The sequence below is a fragment of the Paenibacillus phyllosphaerae genome (assembly GCF_014192105.1).
Classification (GTDB): domain Bacteria; phylum Bacillota; class Bacilli; order Paenibacillales; family Paenibacillaceae; genus Paenibacillus_Z; species Paenibacillus_Z phyllosphaerae.
Genome location: NZ_JACHXK010000029.1, coordinates 33,738 through 52,878, shown reverse-complemented (window position 1 = coordinate 52,878; position 19,141 = coordinate 33,738). Strand labels below are relative to the sequence as shown.

Sequence of the window (19,141 nt, the reverse complement as noted above, 5' to 3'; positions counted from 1 at the left end):
TCCTTCCCGCTATAAGCTTAAGTGCACCGCAACAAAAAAAGGTGGCCGCAAGGTCCACCCTTTCTCATTTACGCACGATCCACCAGTTCCAAATATACCATTGGCGCAGCGTCGCCACGGCGAGGACCCAGCTTCAGAATCCGCGTGTATCCGCCCGCACGTTCCGAGTAACGGGTGGCCAATTCGGAGAACAGTTTTTGGATTGCGTCCTGCTCACCGTTGATCGACTCACGACGAACGAAAGCTGCAACTTGGCGGCGAGCATGGAGATCGCCACGCTTTGCAAGCGTGATCAGCTTCTCCGCGATCGGACGAAGTTCTTTTGCTTTCGCTTCTGTCGTTTGGATGCGCTCATACAGGAACAAGTCGGTGACGAGGTCGCGGAACAGTGCTTTACGCGAACTAGCGTCACGGCTCAATTTAGAATATGCCATCGATTTTTCCCCTCCTTCTCAAGATCTGCACGCGCAAATCTCATATCGCAGACCCTATGTCTGCGGCTAGTCTAATCGTAGTTGCTGCTATTCTTCCATGCGAAGGCCAAGACCGAGTTCTTCAAGCTTCTCTTGTACTTCCTCCAAAGACTTACGACCCAGGTTACGCACCTTCATCATGTCTTCTTCGGTTTTCGTGATCAGCTCTTGTACGGTGTTGATCCCTGCACGTTTCAAGCAGTTGTAAGAACGAACCGAAAGATCCAGTTCCTCGATCGTCATCTCGAGTACTTTCTCTTTCTTGTCCTCTTCTTTCTCAACCATAATTTCGGCGTCCTTGGCTTCATCAGTCAGTCCGACGAACAGGTCAAGATGTTCGGTAAGAATTTTCGCCCCGAGGCTAACTGCCTCTTCCGGTCGGATGCTACCGTCGGTCCATACTTCAAGCGTAAGCTTGTCGTAGTTGGTCACTTGACCAACACGCGTGTTCTCTACCGTGTAGTTAACGCGTGTAATTGGCGTATAGATCGAATCAACCGGAATGACTCCGATTGGTTGATCTTCCCGCTTGTTGCGGTCCGCTTGAACATACCCACGTCCACGATTGGCGAAAATCCGCATATGGAGCCGAGCACCGGAGGCCAAGGTTGCGATATGAAGATCAGGGCTCAATATCTCGACATCGCTGTCAGCGCGAATATCGCCCGCCGTTACGTTACCTTCGCCTTCAGCATCAATTTCCAGTACCTTCTCTTCGTCGGAATGGATTTTGAGCGAAAGACTTTTCAGGTTGAGAATGATTTCGGTAACGTCCTCAAACACTCCCGGAACCGTCGAGAATTCGTGCAGCACTCCGTCGATTTGAACCGAGGTTACTGCGGCGCCTGGCAGCGACGACAACAGGATTCGGCGTAGCGAGTTCCCGAGCGTCGTACCATACCCGCGTTCCAGCGGCTCGACTACGAAACGTCCGTACGTGCCATCTTCAGTAAGCTCTACGGTTTCGATTTTCGGCTTTTCGATCTCAATCACTTATATACCCTCCTTCAAAACGTCGCTCCGTTACCATATCGCACTTGAAGTCTAATCATGTAGTATGGCAAACCTTCACAACCATTATTCACAAGTTGCAGCAATTTGATACCACACGGATGAAAGACTATACGCGACGACGTTTCGGTGGACGGCATCCGTTGTGCGGAACTGGCGTGACGTCTTTAATGAGGTTAACTTCAAGACCAGCTGCTTGAAGCGAACGAATCGCTGCTTCACGGCCTGCGCCTGGACCCTTAACCATGACTTCGACCGCTTTCATGCCATGCTCCATAGCTGCTTTTGCTGCCGATTCAGCTGCCATTTGAGCAGCGTACGGCGTGCTTTTACGGGAACCTTTGAAACCAAGGTTACCGGAGCTTGCCCAGGAGATTGCATTACCGTGCGGATCTGTGATCGTGACGATCGTGTTGTTGAAAGTCGAACGGATATGTGCAACGCCCGACTCAATATTTTTGCGGTCACGACGTTTGGTACGAACCACTTTTTTCGGTTTTGCCATTTCAGTTATCCCCCCTTATTATTTCTTCTTGTTCGCTACAGTCCGACGAGGACCTTTACGCGTACGAGCATTTGTCTTAGTACGTTGACCACGAACAGGCAATCCACGACGGTGGCGAACGCCACGGTAGCAGCCGATCTCGATCAGACGTTTGATGTTAAGGGAAATTTCGCGACGAAGGTCGCCTTCCACTTTAACAGACTTGTCGATAGTTTCGCGCAGTTTGCTTACTTCGTCTTCCGTAAGATCGCGAACGCGCGTGCTCTCGCTGATACCAGTTTCAGTCAGAATTTTCTGAGCTGTCGTGTTACCGATACCGAAGATATACGTCAAAGCGATGACTACGCGTTTGTCACGCGGTAAGTCTACACCAGCAATACGTGCCATGTACAGTTATCCCTCCCTTATCCTTGTTTTTGTTTATGTTTCGGATTTTCACAAATCACCATAACATTGCCTTTGCGACGAATGACTTTGCATTTTTCGCAGATTGGCTTGACCGATGGTCTAACCTTCATTGTGATTACCTCCCGAGTTCTTCGTCAGAAGACCCGCTCTTAGAAGGTCTACTTCCGATAGGTAATTCGTCCTCTGGACAAATCGTATGGCGAAAGCTGAATAACAACCTTATCTCCTGTCAGGATGCGGATAAAATGCATTCTCAGTTTACCCGATACATGGGCAAGAATTTGGTGTCCGTTCTCCAGCTCCACCTTAAACATAGCATTGGGTAGCGGCTCGACGACCGTACCTTCGACTTCAATGACGTCTTCTTTGGCCACAGTCATTCTCCTTTCCCTTGTGCATACTTCTGAATCGCGTAACGCAGCTTGGCGTTGGTCACCCGACCGGTTTCCCGCATGCTGTCCGCAACTTCCTCGCTGACGACCGGCTGCATCAGAAGATGCATCACGTTCTTTTTCTTCGGCCCATCAAAGCGCCGCTTATCGCCATCAGCGATTAGAACGAACCGTTCATCGACAATACCGACGATTACGGCATAGCCGCCTTCGTCCTTACCGCTTCGCACCTTGACGATCCGGCCGATTTGAAGCCATTCGTTCACTTCATTCAATCTGCTTGCTCCTTCTGAAGGGTTAATATCTCACAGCCATCCGCCGTAACAGCTACTGTATGCTCGAAATGGGCACACCATGAACCATCTTGCGTAACAACTGTCCAATTATCCTCCAGCGTACGGACATACCGTTCTCCGATGTTAACCATCGGCTCAATCGCCAGCACCATACCTGGCTTCAGGCGTGGTCCTCGATCAGGCAGCCCATAGTTCGGAATTTGCGGTTCTTCATGTAGGCTAGTGCCTATTCCATGACCGACATATTCCCGTACAACGGAAAAGCCAGCAGCTTCAATGACTTGTTGAATCGCATGCGAAATCGTAAATAACCGAACATCTGGTTTAACGAGCGCAAGTCCTGCATAAAGCGATTGTTCCGTCACTTCCAGCAAACGCCTGTTCTCTTCACTGATCTCGCCTACCCCGTAGGTCCAGGCGGAATCACCATGGTAACCTTCGAACTGGGCACCGATATCAATGCTGATGATGTCGCCATCATTAAGCTTGCGCGGTCCAGGAATTCCATGAACCAGCTCTTCATTGACCGAAGCACAAATACTGCCAGGAAATTGATTGTAACCTTTGAAAGAAGGCGTAGCACCTTGGCTTCTAATGTACGATTCCGCGATGCCATCGAGCTCCAGCGTCGTAATGCCTGGGCGAATCGCCTGCTTCAGCAAACGATGCGTATCCGCGACAATGCGACCGGCTTCTCTCATAAAACGCAATTCCGCTTCGGACTTGCATATTATCATTCGGCAGATCCTCGCAAGCAAGTTACGATTTCTGCAGTTACATCATCAATCTCTTTCTCTCCGTCTACTTCACGAAGCGTGCCCTTCGCTTGATAGTAATCAAGCAGTGGAGCTGTCTTCGAGATGTATTCATCAAGACGCGTTCCAACTTTGGCTTCCGTATCGTCTGACCGTTGATACAGCTCGCCGCCGCATTTATCGCAAACGCCCTCTTGCTTTGGCGGGTTGAACATAACGTGGTAAGTCGCGCCACAGGATTTGCAAATGCGACGACCGGTCAGACGCGCAAGCAGCAGACCGCGATCAACTTTCAAGTTAACTACATGATCAATGCTGCGCCCCATCTCGGCCAGCATCGCATCCAGCGCTTCCGCTTGTTGAATAGTACGCGGGAATCCATCGAGCAAAAAGCCTTTGTTGCAATCTTCGACAAGCAGACGGTCACGAACGATACCGTTCGTAATTTCGTCTGGTACCAAAAGACCCTGATCAACAAACTCTTTCGCCTTTTGACCCAGTGGAGTTCCTTGTTTCATCGCCAATCGGAAAGCATCGCCTGTCGAGATGTGTGGAACATCGAATGTTTCGACGATCCGCTCGGCTTGCGTGCCTTTCCCTGCGCCCGGAGGACCCATGAATAAGATGTTCATTAGCGCCTTCCTCGCTTTACGCCAATAGGCCACAGAAGGGTTCCGACACACGAATACCATGCGCGGAAGCCCGATCTCGAACCTATCGTTATTTATTGATAAACCCTTTGTAATGGCGTTTGATCAATTGCGTCTCGATCTGCTTCATCGTGTCAAGCGCGACACCGATGACGATCAAGAGTGATGTGCCGCCAAGTTGGATCGAACGATCCAGGCCAGCGATTTTGCCGAAAACAACCGGCAAGATCGAGATCACTGCCAAGAAGATTGCGCCGCTCAGCGTAATCCGGGACATAACGCGGGTAATGTAAGAAGAAGTTGGTTTGCCTGGGCGGATGCCTGGGATGTAACCGCCGTTCTTCTTCATTTGGTCAGCCATCTGAACCGGATTGATCTGCACAAAGGTGTAGAAGAATGTAAAACCGATGATCAGTATGATGTAGAGCACCATACCGAGCGGCTTGTCGTAATACATGTGGTTTTGAACCCATTGTGCCCATTCATGAGTCGACCAGAATTGAGCGATCGTGATTGGGAACATCAGGAGCGAAACCGCAAAGATTACTGGGATGACACCAGCTCCGTTAACTTTCAGCGGAATGTGTGTCGACTGGCCACCGTACATTTTACGACCAACAACGCGCTTCGCATATTGAACCGGAATCTTACGGATCCCTTGCTGTACGAAGATAACACCCACGATAATTGCAATGATCGCGACTGCGATAATCACAAGTTTCAAGATGCCCCAGAACAACTGGTCACTAGATACGTCAGCGATTTGAGTCGAGTAAAGCGTGCGAATGTGTCCAGGAAGTGCTGCAACGATACCCGCGAAGATCAGAACCGAAATACCATTACCGATGCCCTTCTCCGTGATTTGCTCACCGAGCCACATCAGGAAGGCTGTGCCTGCTGTCAGGATTATCGCGATCATCAGATAATCCGTAAAGTTTGCACCCGGAACCATCTCATAGCTGTATCGACGGTTAAAGCCAACAGCTGTACCAAAGCCTTGAATCAGACCAAGGACAATTGTGCCATAACGCGTAATTTGCGCAAGTTTGCGTTTTCCGTTCTCTCCCTCTTTCGCCCATTCAGCGAATTTAGGAATAACGTCCATCGATAAGAGTTGCACGATGATTGACGCAGTGATGTAAGGCATAATCCCAATCGCGAAAATCGAGAATTGGAACAACGCGCCACCAGAGAAGGTGTTGAGCAGACCGAAGAGATCCGTGCCGCTTTCATTAACTTGTTTAAATACGTCCTTATTTACCCCAGGTACCGGAATGAAAGAACCAATACGGTAAATAAGAAGGATAAACAATGTGAACAGTATCCGTTTGCGGAGGTCTTCCACTTTCCAAATGTTGGACACGGTCTTGAACAATTAGATCACCTCGGTTTTACCGCCGGCAGCCTGGATTTTCTCTACCGCAGATTGAGAGAACTTGTTTGCTTTCACCGTAAGTTGAACAGTGATTTCGCCATTACCCAACACTTTAATTCCGCTCTGTGGGTTCTTAACGATACCTTGCTCCAGAAGCAGTTCAGGAGTTACTTCTGTACCTGCTGCGAAGCTGTTCAGATCTTCGATGTTCACAATCGCATACTCTTTACGGAACGGGTTGTTAAATCCACGCTTCGGAACACGACGGTACAAAGGGTTTTGACCACCCTCGAAGCCTGGACGAACACCGCCGCCGGAACGAGCGTTTTGACCTTTGTGACCTTTACCAGCTGTTTTACCGTTACCGCTCGCGATACCGCGACCTTTACGGAAACCTTCTGGACGGGAACCTTCTGCTGGTTTGAGTTCATGCAATTTCATCGTCTGTTGCACCTCCTTCATTTGTACGCCGCAATCTTGTTTCCAAAGCGTGGGGCTGACCTCACCTTCGGAAACGACTGCTTTGTTAGTACCCAGCTTCCTGATGACTTATACGTGTGTAGTTCAGTTGGAAGCTTTGTTATTTATTATTGTACTTCTTCTACTTTAACCAAGTGGCTAACATGGTTCACCATGCCGCGAATGGCTGGGCTGTCGTTATGAACAACCGACTGTTGAAGCTTGCGCAGGCCAAGCGTGTTAACCGTTGCGCGTTGCTTCTCGTTACGGCCGATCAGGCTGCGAACGAGGGTGATTTGCAGTTTTGCCATCTTATTCCCCTCCTTAACCCCGAAGCTCTTGTACTGTTTTTCCACGCAGTTTGGCTACATCTTCCGCACGTTTCAGGCGGGAAAGACCTTCCAATGTTGCGTTAACCATGTTCATGGAATTGGAAGAACCAAGCGATTTCGTCAAGATATCGCCTACACCTGCAAGCTCGAGAACAGCACGAACAGGACCGCCAGCAATCACACCGGTACCTTCAGAAGCCGGTTTGAGCAGCACGCGTCCTGCGCCGAAATGTCCGAGCACTTGGTGAGGAACCGTGGTGTTAACAAGCGGTACTTGGATCAGGTTTTTCTTAGCATCTTCGATGCCTTTACGGATCGCATCTGGTACTTCACCGGCTTTACCGATGCCAGCGCCGACGTGACCTTTACCGTCACCGACAACTACAAGCGCGCTAAAGCTGAAGCGACGTCCGCCTTTAACAACTTTCGCTACGCGGTTAATTTGAACTACTTTTTCAGTGAGTTCGCCTAATGCATTCGGATCTATACGCAAGTCGTCTTACCTCCTTAATAAGAAATGTAAATCAGAATTGAAGACCAGCTTCACGTGCAGCTTCTGCAAGGGCTTGAACACGCCCATGGTACAGGTAACCACCACGATCGAAGACAACCTCTTCGACTCCTTTAGCTTTCGCACGGTTCGCGATCAGTTCGCCGATTTTGCGAGCTGCCTCAACGTTACCGCCGTTACCAAGATCAGTGATCTCTTTGTCGAGCGTCGATGCTGCAGCGATTGTAACGCCTTGTACGTCATCGATCAGCTGAGCATAGATATGCTTGGAGGAACGGAATACCGACAAACGCGGACGTTGTGTAGTACCGTTGATTTTCTTACGAACACGCAGATGGCGTTTCAAACGAGCCTTGTTTTTATCGCCTTTAGTGATCATTCGAATACACTCCTTTCTGGTCATTATTTATGATGCTATCCGATCAAGCGGCCACGAGGGTCGCTTATTTTTTCTTACCTGCTTTACCTTCTTTACGAAGGATACGCTCGCCTTCGTACTTGATACCTTTGCCTTTATACGGCTCTGGTTCACGTACGGCGCGGATTTTCGCTGCAGTAGCACCTACGAGTTCTTTATCGATGCCTCTAACAGTGATCTTCGTGTTAGCAGGTACTTCGAACTCGATGCCTTGCTCCGGAGTGATTTCTACCGGATGCGAGTAACCAACGTTCAGTACGATTTTATCACCCGTTTTGTTTGCACGGTAACCTACGCCTACGAGTTCAAGGTTTTTGGAGAAACCATCAGTTACTCCAGTCACCATGTTCGCGATTACGCTACGTGTTGTACCATGCAGGGAACGATGCAATTTATTATCGGAAGGACGTTCGATGTTGATTACGTTCTCTTCAACAACTACTTTCATGTCCTTGTGGATTGTACGAGTAAGAGTACCTTTAGGTCCTTTTACTGTAATTACGCTGTTGTCCAAGTCGATGTTAACGCCACCTGGTACTTGGATCGGTTTGCGGCCAATACGAGACATTTGTTACACCTCCAATCATTGTGCAGTTAATTACCAAACGTAGCAGAGAACTTCGCCGCCGGATTTAACTTGGCGTGCTTCTTTGTCGGTCATAACGCCTTGGGACGTAGAAATGATTGCTACTCCCAAACCGCCAAGAACACGAGGAACTTCAGTGCTTTTCGTGTAAACGCGCAGACCTGGTTTACTGATACGTTTCAGACCAGTGATAACACGTTCTTGGTTAGCGCCGTATTTCAGGAAAATACGGATAATCCCTTGTTTGCTATCTTCGATATACTCGGCGTCGCGGATGAAACCCTCGCGTTTCAGAATCTCAGCGATTTGCTTCTTAACTTTCGAAGCGGGCATTTCCACGGTTTCGTGACGAACGACGTTCGCGTTACGAATGCGCGTCAGCATATCTGCGATTGGATCAGACATAACCATTGATTGTACCTCCTTCCCGTACTAGGCTGATTACCAGCTTGCTTTTTTAACGCCAGGGATCTGGCCTTTGTATGCTAATTCACGGAAACAAATCCGGCAAATTTTGAACTTTTGCAAAACGGAATGCGGACGGCCGCAACGTTCGCAGCGCGTATATGCACGCACTTTGAATTTCGGTGTACGTTGCTGCTTAATCTTCATCGAAGTTTTTGCCACTTGGTATTACACCTCCTGTGGATTACTTCGTAAACGGCATGCCCATTTGGGTCAGCAGCTCACGAGCCTCTTCGTCCGTTTTTGCCGTCGTGACGATGACGACGTCCATACCGCGTACTTTATCAACCTTATCGTACTCGATCTCTGGGAAGATCAGTTGTTCTTTAAGGCCAAGTGTGTAGTTACCGCGACCGTCGAACGCTTTAGTGGAAACACCACGGAAGTCACGTACGCGTGGTAGCGATACGTTGAACAGCTTATCCAGGAAGTAGTACATGCGCTCGCCGCGCAGTGTAACTTTAACTCCGATTGGCATGTTCTCACGAAGTTTGAATCCAGCGATCGATTTTTTCGCACGAGTGATTACTGGTTTTTGACCAGAAATCAAGCGAAGGTCTTCAACAGCAACATCAAGTACTTTGGAATTGGAAACTGCCTCACCAACACCCATGTTGATGACGACTTTCTCGATCTTTGGCACTTGCATAACAGTTGTATAGTTGAACTTCTGCATCAGAGCAGGAGTGATTTCATTCAGGAAACGCTCTTTCATTCTGATTGCCATCTTGTATAGCTCCTCCTTTCCTTAAACGATCAATTAGTCGATGATCTCGCCGGATTTTTTAGCAACCCGGACTTTCTTGCCGTTATCAAGCACTTTGTATCCGATACGAGTTACGGAACCGCTCTTCGGATCAACGTGCATTACATTCGACACGTGGATTGGGGCTTCTTGTTCGATGATGCCGCCTTGCGGGTTCGCTTGGGACGGACGCGCATGCTTCTTCATGATATTGACGCCTTCAACCAGTACGCGGTTTTCACGCGGATATGCAGCAATGACGCGACCTTTTTTGCCTTTGTCTTTGCCAGAGATCACGATAACCGTGTCGTCTTTTTTCACGTGCAGTTTATTGTTGTGGGATTCCAACACTTTTTTCAACCGTGGCATGAGTTACACCTCCTGCTTGCTTGAGTCGACAAGCTTAATTCGTGCTTATTAGATAACCTCTGGAGCGAGGGATACGATTTTCATGAAGTCGCGGTCGCGAAGTTCGCGTGCAACTGGTCCAAAGATACGAGTACCACGTGGGCTCTTATCTTCTTTAACGATTACTGCTGCGTTCTCATCAAATGCGATGTACGAACCGTCTTTACGACGAACCGAACGCTTTGTACGAACGATTACCGCTTTAACTACGTCACCCTTTTTGACAACGCCACCGGGTGTTGCTTGTTTGACGGAGCAAACGATCAGATCGCCGATATGGCCTACACGACGTCCCGTACCACCCAACACTCGGATACACATCAGTTCCTTAGCGCCAGAGTTGTCAGCAACGGCCAAACGCGTAAATGGTTGAATCATTTCAACGTCCTCCTTTCAGGAAAATGCCTACGAAAGGCATATTACAGAATTACTGCTGCTTCAACGATTTCGACCAGGCGGAACCGTTTGTCTTTCGAAAGCGGACGAGTCTCCATGATTTTCACGGTGTCACCAATTTTAGCTTGGTTGTTCTCGTCATGCGCTTTGAACTTTTTCGTGTATTTAATGCGCTTATGGTACAAGTCGTGTTTTTTGTATGTTTCAACAGCAACAACGATTGTTTTGTCCATCTTGTCACTAACTACCTTGCCGATCTGAACTTTGCGGGCATTACGTTCGCTCATGTTCTTCCTCCTTCCCTAACGATCGCTCTTCATATCCTGAAGAATCGTCAGCTTAGCTGGTGATTCCGAGTTCTCTTTCACGCAGAACGGTCTTAGCACGAGCTATTTCCTTACGAACGTCGCGGATGCGAGTTGGGTTATCCAATTGACCGGTGGCCAATTGAAAACGAAGGTTGAACAGCTCTTCCTTAAAACCTGCGACTTTTTGTTCGATCTCAGCAGAGGTCAGGTTGCGAAATTCACTAGCTTTCATTTGCTTCACCACCCACTTCTTCGCGTTTCACGAACTTCGTTTTAACAGGCAGTTTGTGAGCTGCAAGACGCATTGCTTCGCGAGCGATCTCTTCAGATACGCCAGCAAGTTCGAACATGATCTTGCCAGGTTTCACAACGGATACCCATTTCTCAACGTTACCTTTACCGCTACCCATCCGAACTTCAAGAGGCTTTTGTGTAATAGGCTTGTGAGGGAAAATTTTAATCCATACTTTACCGCCACGGCGGATATAGCGTGTCATTGCAATACGAGCGGATTCGATCTGACGGTTCGTGATCCAGCCTGGCTCCATAGCTTGCAAGCCGTATTCGCCGAAGGCCACTTCCGTGCCGCCTTTAGCGCGACCTCTCATGTTACCGCGTTGTTGCTTACGATGTTTGACGCGTTTTGGTACCAACATGGTTTAGTTGCCTCCTTCCTGGGGAGCTGCTACTTTCTTCTTCGACGGAAGGATTTCACCGCGATAGATCCATACTTTTACGCCGATGCGGCCGTAAGTAGTATGAGCTTCAGCTGTGCCGTAGTCGATATCGGCGCGCAGCGTATGAAGCGGAACTGTACCTTCGCTGTAACCTTCCGTACGTGCGATCTCCGCACCGCCCAGACGTCCGCTGACCGATGTTTTGATCCCTTTAGCGCCAGAGCGAATTGTCCGTTGAATCGATTGTTTCATCGCACGACGGAACGAAATGCGGCGCTCAAGTTGTTGAGCAATGCTTTCAGCTACAAGAATCGCATCCAACTCCGGATGTTTGATCTCGGAAATGTTGATGTGAATCTTTTTGCCTTTGGAGATTTTAGCAAGTTCCGTACGAAGGTTTTCAACCTCGGAACCGCCTTTACCGATTACCATACCAGGTTTAGCAGTATGAATCGTAACGTTAACGCGGTTAGCTGCGCGCTCGATTTCGAAACGGGATACAGCTGCGTCTTTAAGTTTGTTTTTCAGGTACTCACGGATTTTTACGTCTTCCATGAGCAGATCGCCGAAGTCTTTGCCTGCGTACCATTTGGACTCCCAGTCACGGATAATACCGATACGTAGACCGACGGGATTTACCTTTTGACCCACACGTTTTCCCTCCTTATTTTTCGGATACCACTAGTGTAATGTGGCTAGTTCTTTTGTTGATCCGGCTTGCACGACCCATAGCGCGCGGGCGGAAACGTTTCATTGTAGGACCTTGGTTAACGAACACTTGCGTGATAACCAGTTTGTTAGCGTCCAATTGATGATTGTGTTCTGCATTCGCGATAGCAGAGTTCAGAAGCTTCTCAACGATTGGGGAAGCAGCTTTCGGCGTGTGACGCAGAATCGCAATCGCTTCACCAACTTGCTTGCCGCGGATCAAGTCAACAACGAGTTGCGCTTTACGCGGAGCAATGCGGATGTTGTTAGCATGCGCTTTAGCTTGTGACATACTGGGACCTCCTCTCGTTCATAAGAAAGTAGATAGGGCTGCCGATTAACGACGGCCCGTTTTCTTGTCGTCGTTACCGTGACCTTTGTACGAACGTGTTGGCGCGAACTCACCGAGTTTGTGGCCAACCATATCTTCCGTCACATAAACAGGAACATGTTTACGGCCATCATATACCGCGAACGTGTGTCCGATGAATTGCGGGAAAATTGTCGAACGGCGGGACCAGGTTTTCACAACGACTTTTTTCTCCGCTGTGTTGAGTTCCTCAACCTTTTTAAGCAGGTAACCGTCAATAAACGGCCCCTTCTTCAAACTGCGACCCATGGTTTGTCCTCCCTTCAAGAGACGATTGCGTAACTTTGATTACGCGATAGCGTCAAAGCAATTATTACTTCGTACGACGACGAATAATGTATTGGCTCGAAGCTTTTTTCTTCTTGCGTGTTTTGTAACCAAGGGTTGGTTTGCCCCATGGCGACATTGGCGACTTACGTCCGATTGGAGCGCGACCTTCACCACCACCGTGTGGGTGATCATTCGGGTTCATTACGACACCGCGAACTTCAGGACGCTTGCCAAGCCAACGAGTACGGCCGGCTTTACCGATTTTCACGAGTTCGTGATCTTCGTTGCCAACAGAACCGATTGTTGCACGGCATTGCTTCAGAATACGACGAACCTCACCGGAAGAAAGACGAATGGATACATAGTCAGTTTCTTTACCAAGAAGCTGAGCTTCTGTACCAGCTGCGCGAACGAGCTGTCCACCTTTACCAGGCTTCAATTCGATGTTGTGGATAACCGTACCTACTGGAATGTTTTCCAGTGGAAGTGCGTTACCGATTTTGATGTCGGAGCCAACACCAGAGACGATTTGATCGCCAACTTTCAGACCTTTTGGAGCGATAATGTAACGTTTCTCGCCGTCTGCATAGTGGATCAGCGCGATGTTCGACGTACGGTTTGGATCGTACTCGATCGATGCAACGTTACCTACGATACCGTCCTTATTACGTTTGAAGTCGATAATCCGGTATTTACGTTTGTGGCCGCCACCATGATGGCGAACCGTAATTTTACCTTGGTTATTGCGACCTGCTTTTTTGAAAAGCGGCGCAAGAAGCGATTTCTCCGGTGTGCTTGTTGTGATCTCTTCAAATGTCGAGACGGACATAGCACGGCGGGCCGGGGAAGTCGGTTTATACTTCTTGACTGGCACTTCGATTCCCTCCTTACCGTTATCTTAAGGCGCTAGGCAGTCAGAGCGTCTGACGCTCTGCCCAGTTCCTTATACCGATTCAAAAAACTCAAGCTCGTTGCTGTCAGCAGACAGTTGAACGATTGCTTTTTTCCATTCGGATGTGTATCCGCTGTGACGGCCATAGCGTTTAGGCTTAGCTGGCATGCGCAGCGTGTTTACGCTCGATACTTTCACTTTGAAAATCTGTTGAACGGCTTCTTTGATTTCCGTTTTGTTAGCACGGATATCAACTTCGAAGACGTAACGTTTGTTCGCCATGAAGTCGCTCGTTTGTTCTGTGATAATCGGGCGCTTGATAATATCGCGAGGATCCTTCATTACGCAAGCACCTCCTGTACTTTCTCCACTGCTTCTTTAGTGATGATAAGCTTATCGTGAACCAATACGTCCAGAACATTAATGCCGTCAGCTGCTACGAATTTAACGCCTGGGATGTTGCGTGCGGACAATGCTACGTTATCTTCGTAGTTAGCCGTTACAACAAGCGCCTTGCGAGCAACATTCAGATTATTCAGGATAGCTGCGAATTCTTTCGTCTTCGGAGCTGCCAGCGTAAGTTGGTCAAGAACAATAATATCGTTAGCAATCACCTTCGAAGAGAGGGCGGATTTAATCGCCAGACGGCGAACTTTCTTCGGTAGTTTGAAGCCGTAAGTACGTGGCACTGGACCAAATACTGTACCGCCGCCAACCCATTGTGGTGCGCGGATGCTACCTTGACGTGCACGACCCGTACCTTTTTGTTTCCAAGGTTTACGGCCGCCGCCACGAACTTCAGAGCGTCCTTTAGTTTTATGTGTGCCTTGACGTTCTGCAGCTTGTTGAAGCAGAACAGCACTGTGCAGTACATGAACATTTGGTTGGATACCAAATACGTTCTCTGCCAGTTCGAGTTTTTCAACTTCCTGGCCTTTCACGTTCAATACTGTAACTGTTGGCATTTCTAGTTCCTCCTTTCTTCGAGCAATTATTTCTTAACTGTCAGTTTTACTTTAACGAGGCTGTTTTTCGGGCCAGGTACGGAACCTTTAACCAGAATTACATTGCGCTCAGCGTCTACACGCACAACTTCAAGGTTTTGGATTGTAACTGTTTCGTTACCCATATGTCCTGGAAGGTGTTTGCCTTTTGGTACGCGGTTCGCTTGAATCGAACCCATCGAACCTGGACCACGGTGGTAACGCGAACCGTGCGCCATAGGACCGCGGCTTTGACCCCAACGTTTGATGTTACCTTGGAATCCTTTACCTTTGGATACTGCCGTTACGTCAACAAACTCGCCTTGTGCGAATAGGTCAGCTTTAATCACTTGGCCAACTTCATATTCAGCAACGTTGATTCCGCGAATTTCGCGAATGTAGCGCTTAGGAGCTGTACCAGCTTTTTTCGCATGGCCGATTGCCGGCTTAGTTGCGTTTTTCTCTTTTTTATCGGAGAAACCAATTTGGATCGCTTCGTAGCCATCGTTGTCTTGGTCTTTCTTCTGAAGAACGACGTTCGGGCCAGCTTCGATAACCGTTACTGGTACTACGTTGCCGTCAGCCGTGAAGACTTGCGTCATTCCGATTTTTTTACCTAAGATACCTTTCATGTTGACACCTCTTTTCTTATCCTGTTTCCGTTATCTTTACAGCTTAATTTCGATATCTACACCGGATGGCAGATCGAGTCGCATAAGCGCATCAACCGTTTGCGGCGTTGGGTTAACAATATCGATCAGACGCTTGTGAGTGCGCATTTCGAATTGCTCCCGCGAATCCTTGTACTTATGAACCGCACGCAGAATGGTGATGATTTGCTTTTCCGTAGGAAGCGGAATCGGACCCGATACGCCTGCACCGGAACGTTTCGCAGTTTCCACAATTTTCTCTGCGGATTGATCAAGAATTCTATGATCGTATGCTTTCAAGCGAATACGAATCTTTTGCTTTGCCATAGTAGTTCCCTCCTTCTATCGCCCAATTTAGTATCGGACATACTCCGTGAGAAAACTCGACACGCTCCTCATGGCAAAGGAGCCGGGTGTGTCAACAACCTCTCACATCATCGCAACGTCACAGACCAACAGAAAATATTATATCTAATATTCTGGGCGATTGCAACTAAAATGTTGTTATTCATGAATAAGGTTTTTTGATTTTCAAAAATACCGTTTTTTTATTGAATATCGAATGTTTTTTCCGCGACCTATACCCATTATCGTCGGATGTATTCGGCAGCATACATGACTCAAAAACAAAGCCTCCACAATGTGGAGGCTTTGCAAACCGCGGCTACTGCCGCAAGTTATTATTTTTGGATTGTTGCTACTGCGCCAGCGCCTACAGTACGGCCGCCTTCGCGGATCGCGAAACGTGTACCTTCTTCGATCGCGATTGGAGAGATCATCTCAACCGTTACCGTGATGTTGTCGCCTGGCATTACCATCTCAGTGCCTTCTGGCAGGTTGATGATACCCGTAACGTCAGTTGTACGGAAGTAGAACTGTGGACGGTAGCCCGTGAAGAAAGGCTTGTGACGGCCACCCTCTTCTTTAGTCAGAACGTAGATTTGAGCAGTAAAGTTCGTGTGTGGTTTAACGGAGTTCGGCTTCGCCAGAACTTGACCACGCTCGATGTCTTTACGGTCTACACCGCGAAGCAGTGCGCCGATGTTGTCGCCAGCTTGAGCGGAGTCAAGCAGTTTACGGAACATCTCAACGCCTGTACATACGGATTTACGAGTTTCTTCAGCCAGACCAACGATTTCAACCTCGTCGCCAACTTTAACCACACCACGTTCTACGCGGCCAGTTGCAACTGTACCACGACCTGTGATTGTGAAAACGTCCTCGACAGGCATAAGGAAAGGCTTGTCAACGTCACGTTCTGGAGTTGGGATGTAAGTGTCAACTTGTTCGAACAGTTCAACGATTTTGTCAGCCCAAGGACCATCTGGGTTTTGCAGCGCTTCACGAGCTGCACCACGGATGATTGGAGTGTCGTCGCCTGGGAACTCATACTCGTTAAGAAGGTCGCGAACTTCCATCTCAACCAGTTCAAGAAGCTCTTCGTCTTCAACCATGTCGCATTTGTTCAGGAATACGACGATGTAAGGTACGCCTACTTGGCGGGAGAGCAGGATGTGCTCGCGCGTTTGTGGCATTGGGCCGTCAGCTGCGGAAACGACGAGGATAGCGCCGTCCATTTGAGCTGCGCCTGTGATCATGTTTTTAACATAGTCAGCATGGCCTGGGCAGTCTACGTGAGCGTAGTGACGGTTAGGCGTCTCATACTCAACGTGTGCTGTGGAGATTGTGATACCGCGCTCGCGCTCTTCTGGCGCTTTGTCGATTTGGTCGAATGCGATTGCCGCACCACCGTATTTTTTGGAAAGAACAGTTGTGATCGCAGCAGTCAGAGTCGTTTTACCATGGTCGACGTGACCGATAGTACCGATGTTAACGTGCGGTTTATTACGTTCAAATTTAGCCTTAGCCATTGAACTATTTCCTCCTTAATAAAACTAATAGTTTTATATGTTTGAGTGGTCGGAGTATGCAGTCACGTGGACATACCAACATCCGACCGAGTGAAACTTATGATACGAAGATCCCAGCGTTTCGCTTACGCGTTACCTTTGGACTTCGAGATGATTTCTTCGGAAATGGAACGTGGTACTTCTTCATAGTGCGAAAGCTCCATGGAGAATACGCCACGGCCTTGTGTACCGGAACGAAGAGTCGTCGAGTAACCGAACATCTCAGCGAGAGGTACCTTAGCACGAACGATCAACGATCCATGCTTCGTATCCGAACCTTCGATGCGGCCGCGACGGGAGCTAAGCATACCCATTACGTCACCCATGTACTCTTCCGGCACGCTTACTTCAACTTTCATGATTGGCTCAAGCAGGATTGGAGCACATTTGTCCTTCGCTGCTTTGAGTGCCATCGAACCTGCGATTTTGAACGCCATCTCCGAGGAGTCAACGTCATGGTAAGAACCGTCGACAACGGTTGCTTTGATGTCAACGAGAGGGAAGCCCGCAAGGACACCATTCTTCATCGACTCTTCAATACCAGCTTGGATTGGAGCGATAAATTCACGTGGAATTGCGCCACCAACGACTTTGTTCTCGAATTTGAAGCCTTCGCCTGGTTCTTGTGGTGCGAATTCAACCCAGCAATGACCAAATTGACCACGGCCGCCGGATTGGCGAACGAATTTACCTTCGACCTTCGCAGCCTGTTTGAATGTTTCGCGGTAAGCAACTTGTGGCTTACCAACATTCGTTTCGACTTTGAATTCACGAAGCATACGGTCAACAAGGATTTCAAGGTGAAGCTCACCCATACCTGCAATGATCGTCTGGCCAGTCTCTTCGTCCGTGTGAGCACGGAATGTCGGATCCTCTTCAGACAGTTTTTGCAGGGCGATACCCATTTTGTCTTGGTCAGCTTTAGTCTTAGGCTCAACCGCAAGCTGGATAACCGGCTCAGGGAAGTTCATCGACTCAAGAATAACCAGGTTTTTCTCATCGCAAAGCGTGTCGCCTGTTGTTGTGTCTTTCAGACCAACTGCAGCCGCGATATCACCGGAGTAAACGTCGCTGATTTCTTGACGGCTGTTAGCATGCATCTGAAGGATACGACCGATACGCTCACGTTTGCCTTTAGTCGAGTTCAATACGTACGAACCGGAGCTAAGAACGCCGGAATATACGCGGAAGAACGTCAACTTACCCACATATGGGTCAGTCATGATTTTGAACGCCAATGCCGCGAACGGTTGATCGTCTGCGGATTTGCGTGTCGTCTCCGTACCGTCTTCAAGGGTACCCTTGATGTCAGGAACGTCGATTGGAGCTGGCAGGTAGTCAACAACTGCGTCGAGCATAAGCTGAACGCCTTTGTTACGGTACGAGGAACCTGCGATAACTGGGAAGATCTTAACATCAATAACACCTTGGCGAAGTGCTGCTTTGATTTCCGGAATTGTGAGTTCTTCACCTTCCAGATATTTCATCATCAGCTCTTCATCCAATTCTGATACTTTCTCTACCAGTTCAAGACGAAGTTCTTCGACCTTATCTACAAGGTCAGCAGGAATTTCAACTTGCTCAGGATCTTTGCCCAGATCGTCTTTGTATTTGTAAGCAACACGTTCAACGATGTCGACTACACCTACAAATTCGTTCTCAGCGCCGATCGGCAATTGAATTGCAACGGCATTCGCTTGCAGACGCTCACGCATGTCTTTAACAACATTCAGGAAGTCTGCTCCGATAATGTCCATTTTGTTAACGTATGCGATCCGTGGAACGCCGTAGCGATCCGCTTGACGCCATACGGTTTCGGACTGAGGCTCAACGCCTTCTTTAGCACTGAATACCCCTACAGCCCCGTCCAATACACGCAGGGAACGTTCAACTTCAACGGTGAAGTCAACGTGCCCCGGGGTGTCGATAATATTGATGCGGTGACCCTTCCATTGAGCAGTCGTCGCGGCAGACGTAATCGTGATACCGCGCTCTTGTTCCTGCTCCATCCAGTCCATCGTAGCTGCACCTTCGTGCACCTCACCGATTTTGTGGGTACGGCCTGTGTAGAACAGGATCCGTTCGGTTGTAGTCGTTTTACCAGCATCGATATGCGCCATGATCCCGATATTACGTGTATCTTTCAAGGAGAACTCTCTTGCCATGATCTCGTCTCCTTTCGATTTAA

General features: G+C 48.6%; 33 protein-coding genes. All 33 read right to left on the bottom strand.

Going from position 1 to position 19,141, the window contains the following annotated elements:
- Positions 1–68 precede the first annotated feature (68 nt).
- The 33 genes from rplQ to fusA all read right to left on the bottom strand — a co-directional run bounded on the left by rplQ (position 69) and on the right by fusA (position 19,118).
- Positions 69–434: a 50S ribosomal protein L17 gene (gene rplQ, locus FHS18_RS31420; protein ID WP_148933647.1), complete on the bottom strand. Its 366-nt coding sequence runs from the start codon at positions 432–434 to the stop codon at positions 69–71.
- Between the two features lie 87 nt (positions 435–521).
- On the bottom strand, positions 522–1,466 hold the full coding sequence (locus FHS18_RS31415) for a DNA-directed RNA polymerase subunit alpha (RefSeq protein WP_183604352.1): 945 nt from the start codon (positions 1,464–1,466) through the stop codon (positions 522–524).
- Between the two features lie 127 nt (positions 1,467–1,593).
- The gene (gene rpsK, locus FHS18_RS31410; protein WP_021878306.1) at positions 1,594–1,989 is read right to left on the bottom strand and encodes a 30S ribosomal protein S11; all 396 of its coding nucleotides are present in this window, start codon (positions 1,987–1,989) and stop codon (positions 1,594–1,596) included.
- An 18-nt stretch (positions 1,990–2,007) separates the two neighbouring features.
- Positions 2,008–2,376: a 30S ribosomal protein S13 gene (gene rpsM, locus FHS18_RS31405; protein WP_183604351.1), complete on the bottom strand. Its 369-nt coding sequence runs from the start codon at positions 2,374–2,376 to the stop codon at positions 2,008–2,010.
- A gap of 17 nt (positions 2,377–2,393) precedes the next feature.
- Positions 2,394–2,507: a 50S ribosomal protein L36 gene (rpmJ, locus tag FHS18_RS31400; protein WP_003333770.1), complete on the bottom strand. Its 114-nt coding sequence runs from the start codon at positions 2,505–2,507 to the stop codon at positions 2,394–2,396.
- 48 nt (positions 2,508–2,555) lie between these two features.
- Complete coding sequence (gene infA / locus FHS18_RS31395) at positions 2,556–2,771, bottom strand: translation initiation factor IF-1 (RefSeq protein WP_006037922.1); 216 nt, start codon at positions 2,769–2,771, stop codon at positions 2,556–2,558.
- A gap of 2 nt (positions 2,772–2,773) precedes the next feature.
- Complete coding sequence (locus tag FHS18_RS31390; RefSeq protein WP_183604350.1) at positions 2,774–3,064, bottom strand: KOW domain-containing RNA-binding protein; 291 nt, start codon at positions 3,062–3,064, stop codon at positions 2,774–2,776.
- On the bottom strand, positions 3,061–3,822 hold the full coding sequence (gene map, locus FHS18_RS31385; protein ID WP_183604349.1) for a type I methionyl aminopeptidase: 762 nt from the start codon (positions 3,820–3,822) through the stop codon (positions 3,061–3,063). Before map ends, FHS18_RS31390 begins: the two co-directional genes overlap by 4 nt.
- Positions 3,819–4,472 carry an adenylate kinase gene (locus FHS18_RS31380; protein WP_183604348.1) on the bottom strand — a complete coding sequence of 218 codons (654 nt, stop codon included), beginning with the start codon at positions 4,470–4,472 and terminating at the stop codon, positions 3,819–3,821. The genes map and FHS18_RS31380 overlap by 4 nt, the downstream gene beginning before the upstream one ends.
- A gap of 88 nt (positions 4,473–4,560) precedes the next feature.
- Positions 4,561–5,865: a preprotein translocase subunit SecY gene (gene secY / locus FHS18_RS31375; RefSeq protein ID WP_183604347.1), complete on the bottom strand. Its 1,305-nt coding sequence runs from the start codon at positions 5,863–5,865 to the stop codon at positions 4,561–4,563.
- Positions 5,866–6,306 (bottom strand): 50S ribosomal protein L15, encoded by a 441-nt coding sequence (rplO, locus tag FHS18_RS31370; protein ID WP_183604346.1) that lies wholly within the window; start codon positions 6,304–6,306, stop codon positions 5,866–5,868.
- Between the two features lie 146 nt (positions 6,307–6,452).
- Positions 6,453–6,635, bottom strand: a complete 183-nt coding sequence (rpmD, locus tag FHS18_RS31365) for a 50S ribosomal protein L30 (RefSeq protein WP_183604345.1) — start codon at positions 6,633–6,635, stop codon at positions 6,453–6,455.
- A gap of 13 nt (positions 6,636–6,648) precedes the next feature.
- The gene (gene rpsE, locus FHS18_RS31360; protein ID WP_183604344.1) at positions 6,649–7,149 is read right to left on the bottom strand and encodes a 30S ribosomal protein S5; all 501 of its coding nucleotides are present in this window, start codon (positions 7,147–7,149) and stop codon (positions 6,649–6,651) included.
- A gap of 31 nt (positions 7,150–7,180) precedes the next feature.
- Complete coding sequence (rplR, locus tag FHS18_RS31355; protein WP_183604343.1) at positions 7,181–7,546, bottom strand: 50S ribosomal protein L18; 366 nt, start codon at positions 7,544–7,546, stop codon at positions 7,181–7,183.
- A 64-nt stretch (positions 7,547–7,610) separates the two neighbouring features.
- A complete protein-coding gene (gene rplF, locus FHS18_RS31350; RefSeq protein ID WP_183604342.1) occupies positions 7,611–8,153 on the bottom strand; it encodes a 50S ribosomal protein L6 in 543 nt (180 codons plus the stop codon).
- A 30-nt stretch (positions 8,154–8,183) separates the two neighbouring features.
- Positions 8,184–8,582, bottom strand: a complete 399-nt coding sequence (gene rpsH, locus FHS18_RS31345; RefSeq protein WP_183604341.1) for a 30S ribosomal protein S8 — start codon at positions 8,580–8,582, stop codon at positions 8,184–8,186.
- Positions 8,583–8,612: 30 nt separating this feature from the next.
- Positions 8,613–8,798: a type Z 30S ribosomal protein S14 gene (locus FHS18_RS31340; RefSeq protein WP_084136923.1), complete on the bottom strand. Its 186-nt coding sequence runs from the start codon at positions 8,796–8,798 to the stop codon at positions 8,613–8,615.
- 22 nt (positions 8,799–8,820) lie between these two features.
- Positions 8,821–9,363, bottom strand: a complete 543-nt coding sequence (gene rplE / locus FHS18_RS31335; protein ID WP_183604340.1) for a 50S ribosomal protein L5 — start codon at positions 9,361–9,363, stop codon at positions 8,821–8,823.
- 33 nt (positions 9,364–9,396) lie between these two features.
- The gene (gene rplX / locus FHS18_RS31330) at positions 9,397–9,750 is read right to left on the bottom strand and encodes a 50S ribosomal protein L24 (RefSeq protein ID WP_221401537.1); all 354 of its coding nucleotides are present in this window, start codon (positions 9,748–9,750) and stop codon (positions 9,397–9,399) included.
- A 48-nt stretch (positions 9,751–9,798) separates the two neighbouring features.
- Complete coding sequence (gene rplN / locus FHS18_RS31325; RefSeq protein WP_045670713.1) at positions 9,799–10,167, bottom strand: 50S ribosomal protein L14; 369 nt, start codon at positions 10,165–10,167, stop codon at positions 9,799–9,801.
- Positions 10,168–10,208: 41 nt separating this feature from the next.
- Positions 10,209–10,472 (bottom strand): 30S ribosomal protein S17, encoded by a 264-nt coding sequence (gene rpsQ / locus FHS18_RS31320; protein ID WP_183604339.1) that lies wholly within the window; start codon positions 10,470–10,472, stop codon positions 10,209–10,211.
- A gap of 52 nt (positions 10,473–10,524) precedes the next feature.
- On the bottom strand, positions 10,525–10,725 hold the full coding sequence (rpmC, locus tag FHS18_RS31315) for a 50S ribosomal protein L29 (RefSeq protein WP_183604338.1): 201 nt from the start codon (positions 10,723–10,725) through the stop codon (positions 10,525–10,527).
- A complete protein-coding gene (gene rplP, locus FHS18_RS31310; protein ID WP_148933630.1) occupies positions 10,715–11,149 on the bottom strand; it encodes a 50S ribosomal protein L16 in 435 nt (144 codons plus the stop codon). The genes rpmC and rplP overlap by 11 nt, the downstream gene beginning before the upstream one ends.
- A gap of 3 nt (positions 11,150–11,152) precedes the next feature.
- On the bottom strand, positions 11,153–11,821 hold the full coding sequence (gene rpsC, locus FHS18_RS31305) for a 30S ribosomal protein S3 (RefSeq protein WP_183604337.1): 669 nt from the start codon (positions 11,819–11,821) through the stop codon (positions 11,153–11,155).
- Between the two features lie 13 nt (positions 11,822–11,834).
- Positions 11,835–12,170, bottom strand: a complete 336-nt coding sequence (gene rplV, locus FHS18_RS31300) for a 50S ribosomal protein L22 (RefSeq protein ID WP_183604336.1) — start codon at positions 12,168–12,170, stop codon at positions 11,835–11,837.
- Between the two features lie 45 nt (positions 12,171–12,215).
- Positions 12,216–12,497 (bottom strand): 30S ribosomal protein S19, encoded by a 282-nt coding sequence (rpsS, locus tag FHS18_RS31295; RefSeq protein WP_183604335.1) that lies wholly within the window; start codon positions 12,495–12,497, stop codon positions 12,216–12,218.
- A 64-nt stretch (positions 12,498–12,561) separates the two neighbouring features.
- The gene (gene rplB, locus FHS18_RS31290) at positions 12,562–13,392 is read right to left on the bottom strand and encodes a 50S ribosomal protein L2 (protein ID WP_183604334.1); all 831 of its coding nucleotides are present in this window, start codon (positions 13,390–13,392) and stop codon (positions 12,562–12,564) included.
- A 69-nt stretch (positions 13,393–13,461) separates the two neighbouring features.
- Positions 13,462–13,752: a 50S ribosomal protein L23 gene (gene rplW, locus FHS18_RS31285; RefSeq protein ID WP_148933625.1), complete on the bottom strand. Its 291-nt coding sequence runs from the start codon at positions 13,750–13,752 to the stop codon at positions 13,462–13,464.
- Positions 13,752–14,375: a 50S ribosomal protein L4 gene (rplD, locus tag FHS18_RS31280; protein WP_183604333.1), complete on the bottom strand. Its 624-nt coding sequence runs from the start codon at positions 14,373–14,375 to the stop codon at positions 13,752–13,754. The genes rplW and rplD overlap by 1 nt, the downstream gene beginning before the upstream one ends.
- A gap of 26 nt (positions 14,376–14,401) precedes the next feature.
- A complete protein-coding gene (gene rplC, locus FHS18_RS31275) occupies positions 14,402–15,025 on the bottom strand; it encodes a 50S ribosomal protein L3 (protein ID WP_183604332.1) in 624 nt (207 codons plus the stop codon).
- Between the two features lie 36 nt (positions 15,026–15,061).
- Positions 15,062–15,370 (bottom strand): 30S ribosomal protein S10, encoded by a 309-nt coding sequence (gene rpsJ / locus FHS18_RS31270; RefSeq protein ID WP_005544556.1) that lies wholly within the window; start codon positions 15,368–15,370, stop codon positions 15,062–15,064.
- Positions 15,371–15,723: 353 nt separating this feature from the next.
- Positions 15,724–16,914, bottom strand: coding sequence for an elongation factor Tu (gene tuf, locus FHS18_RS31265; protein WP_183604331.1), 1,191 nt, complete (start codon positions 16,912–16,914; stop codon positions 15,724–15,726).
- Positions 16,915–17,039: 125 nt separating this feature from the next.
- Positions 17,040–19,118 carry an elongation factor G gene (fusA, locus tag FHS18_RS31260; protein WP_183604330.1) on the bottom strand — a complete coding sequence of 693 codons (2,079 nt, stop codon included), beginning with the start codon at positions 19,116–19,118 and terminating at the stop codon, positions 17,040–17,042.
- Between the last annotated feature and the right edge of the window lie 23 nt (positions 19,119–19,141).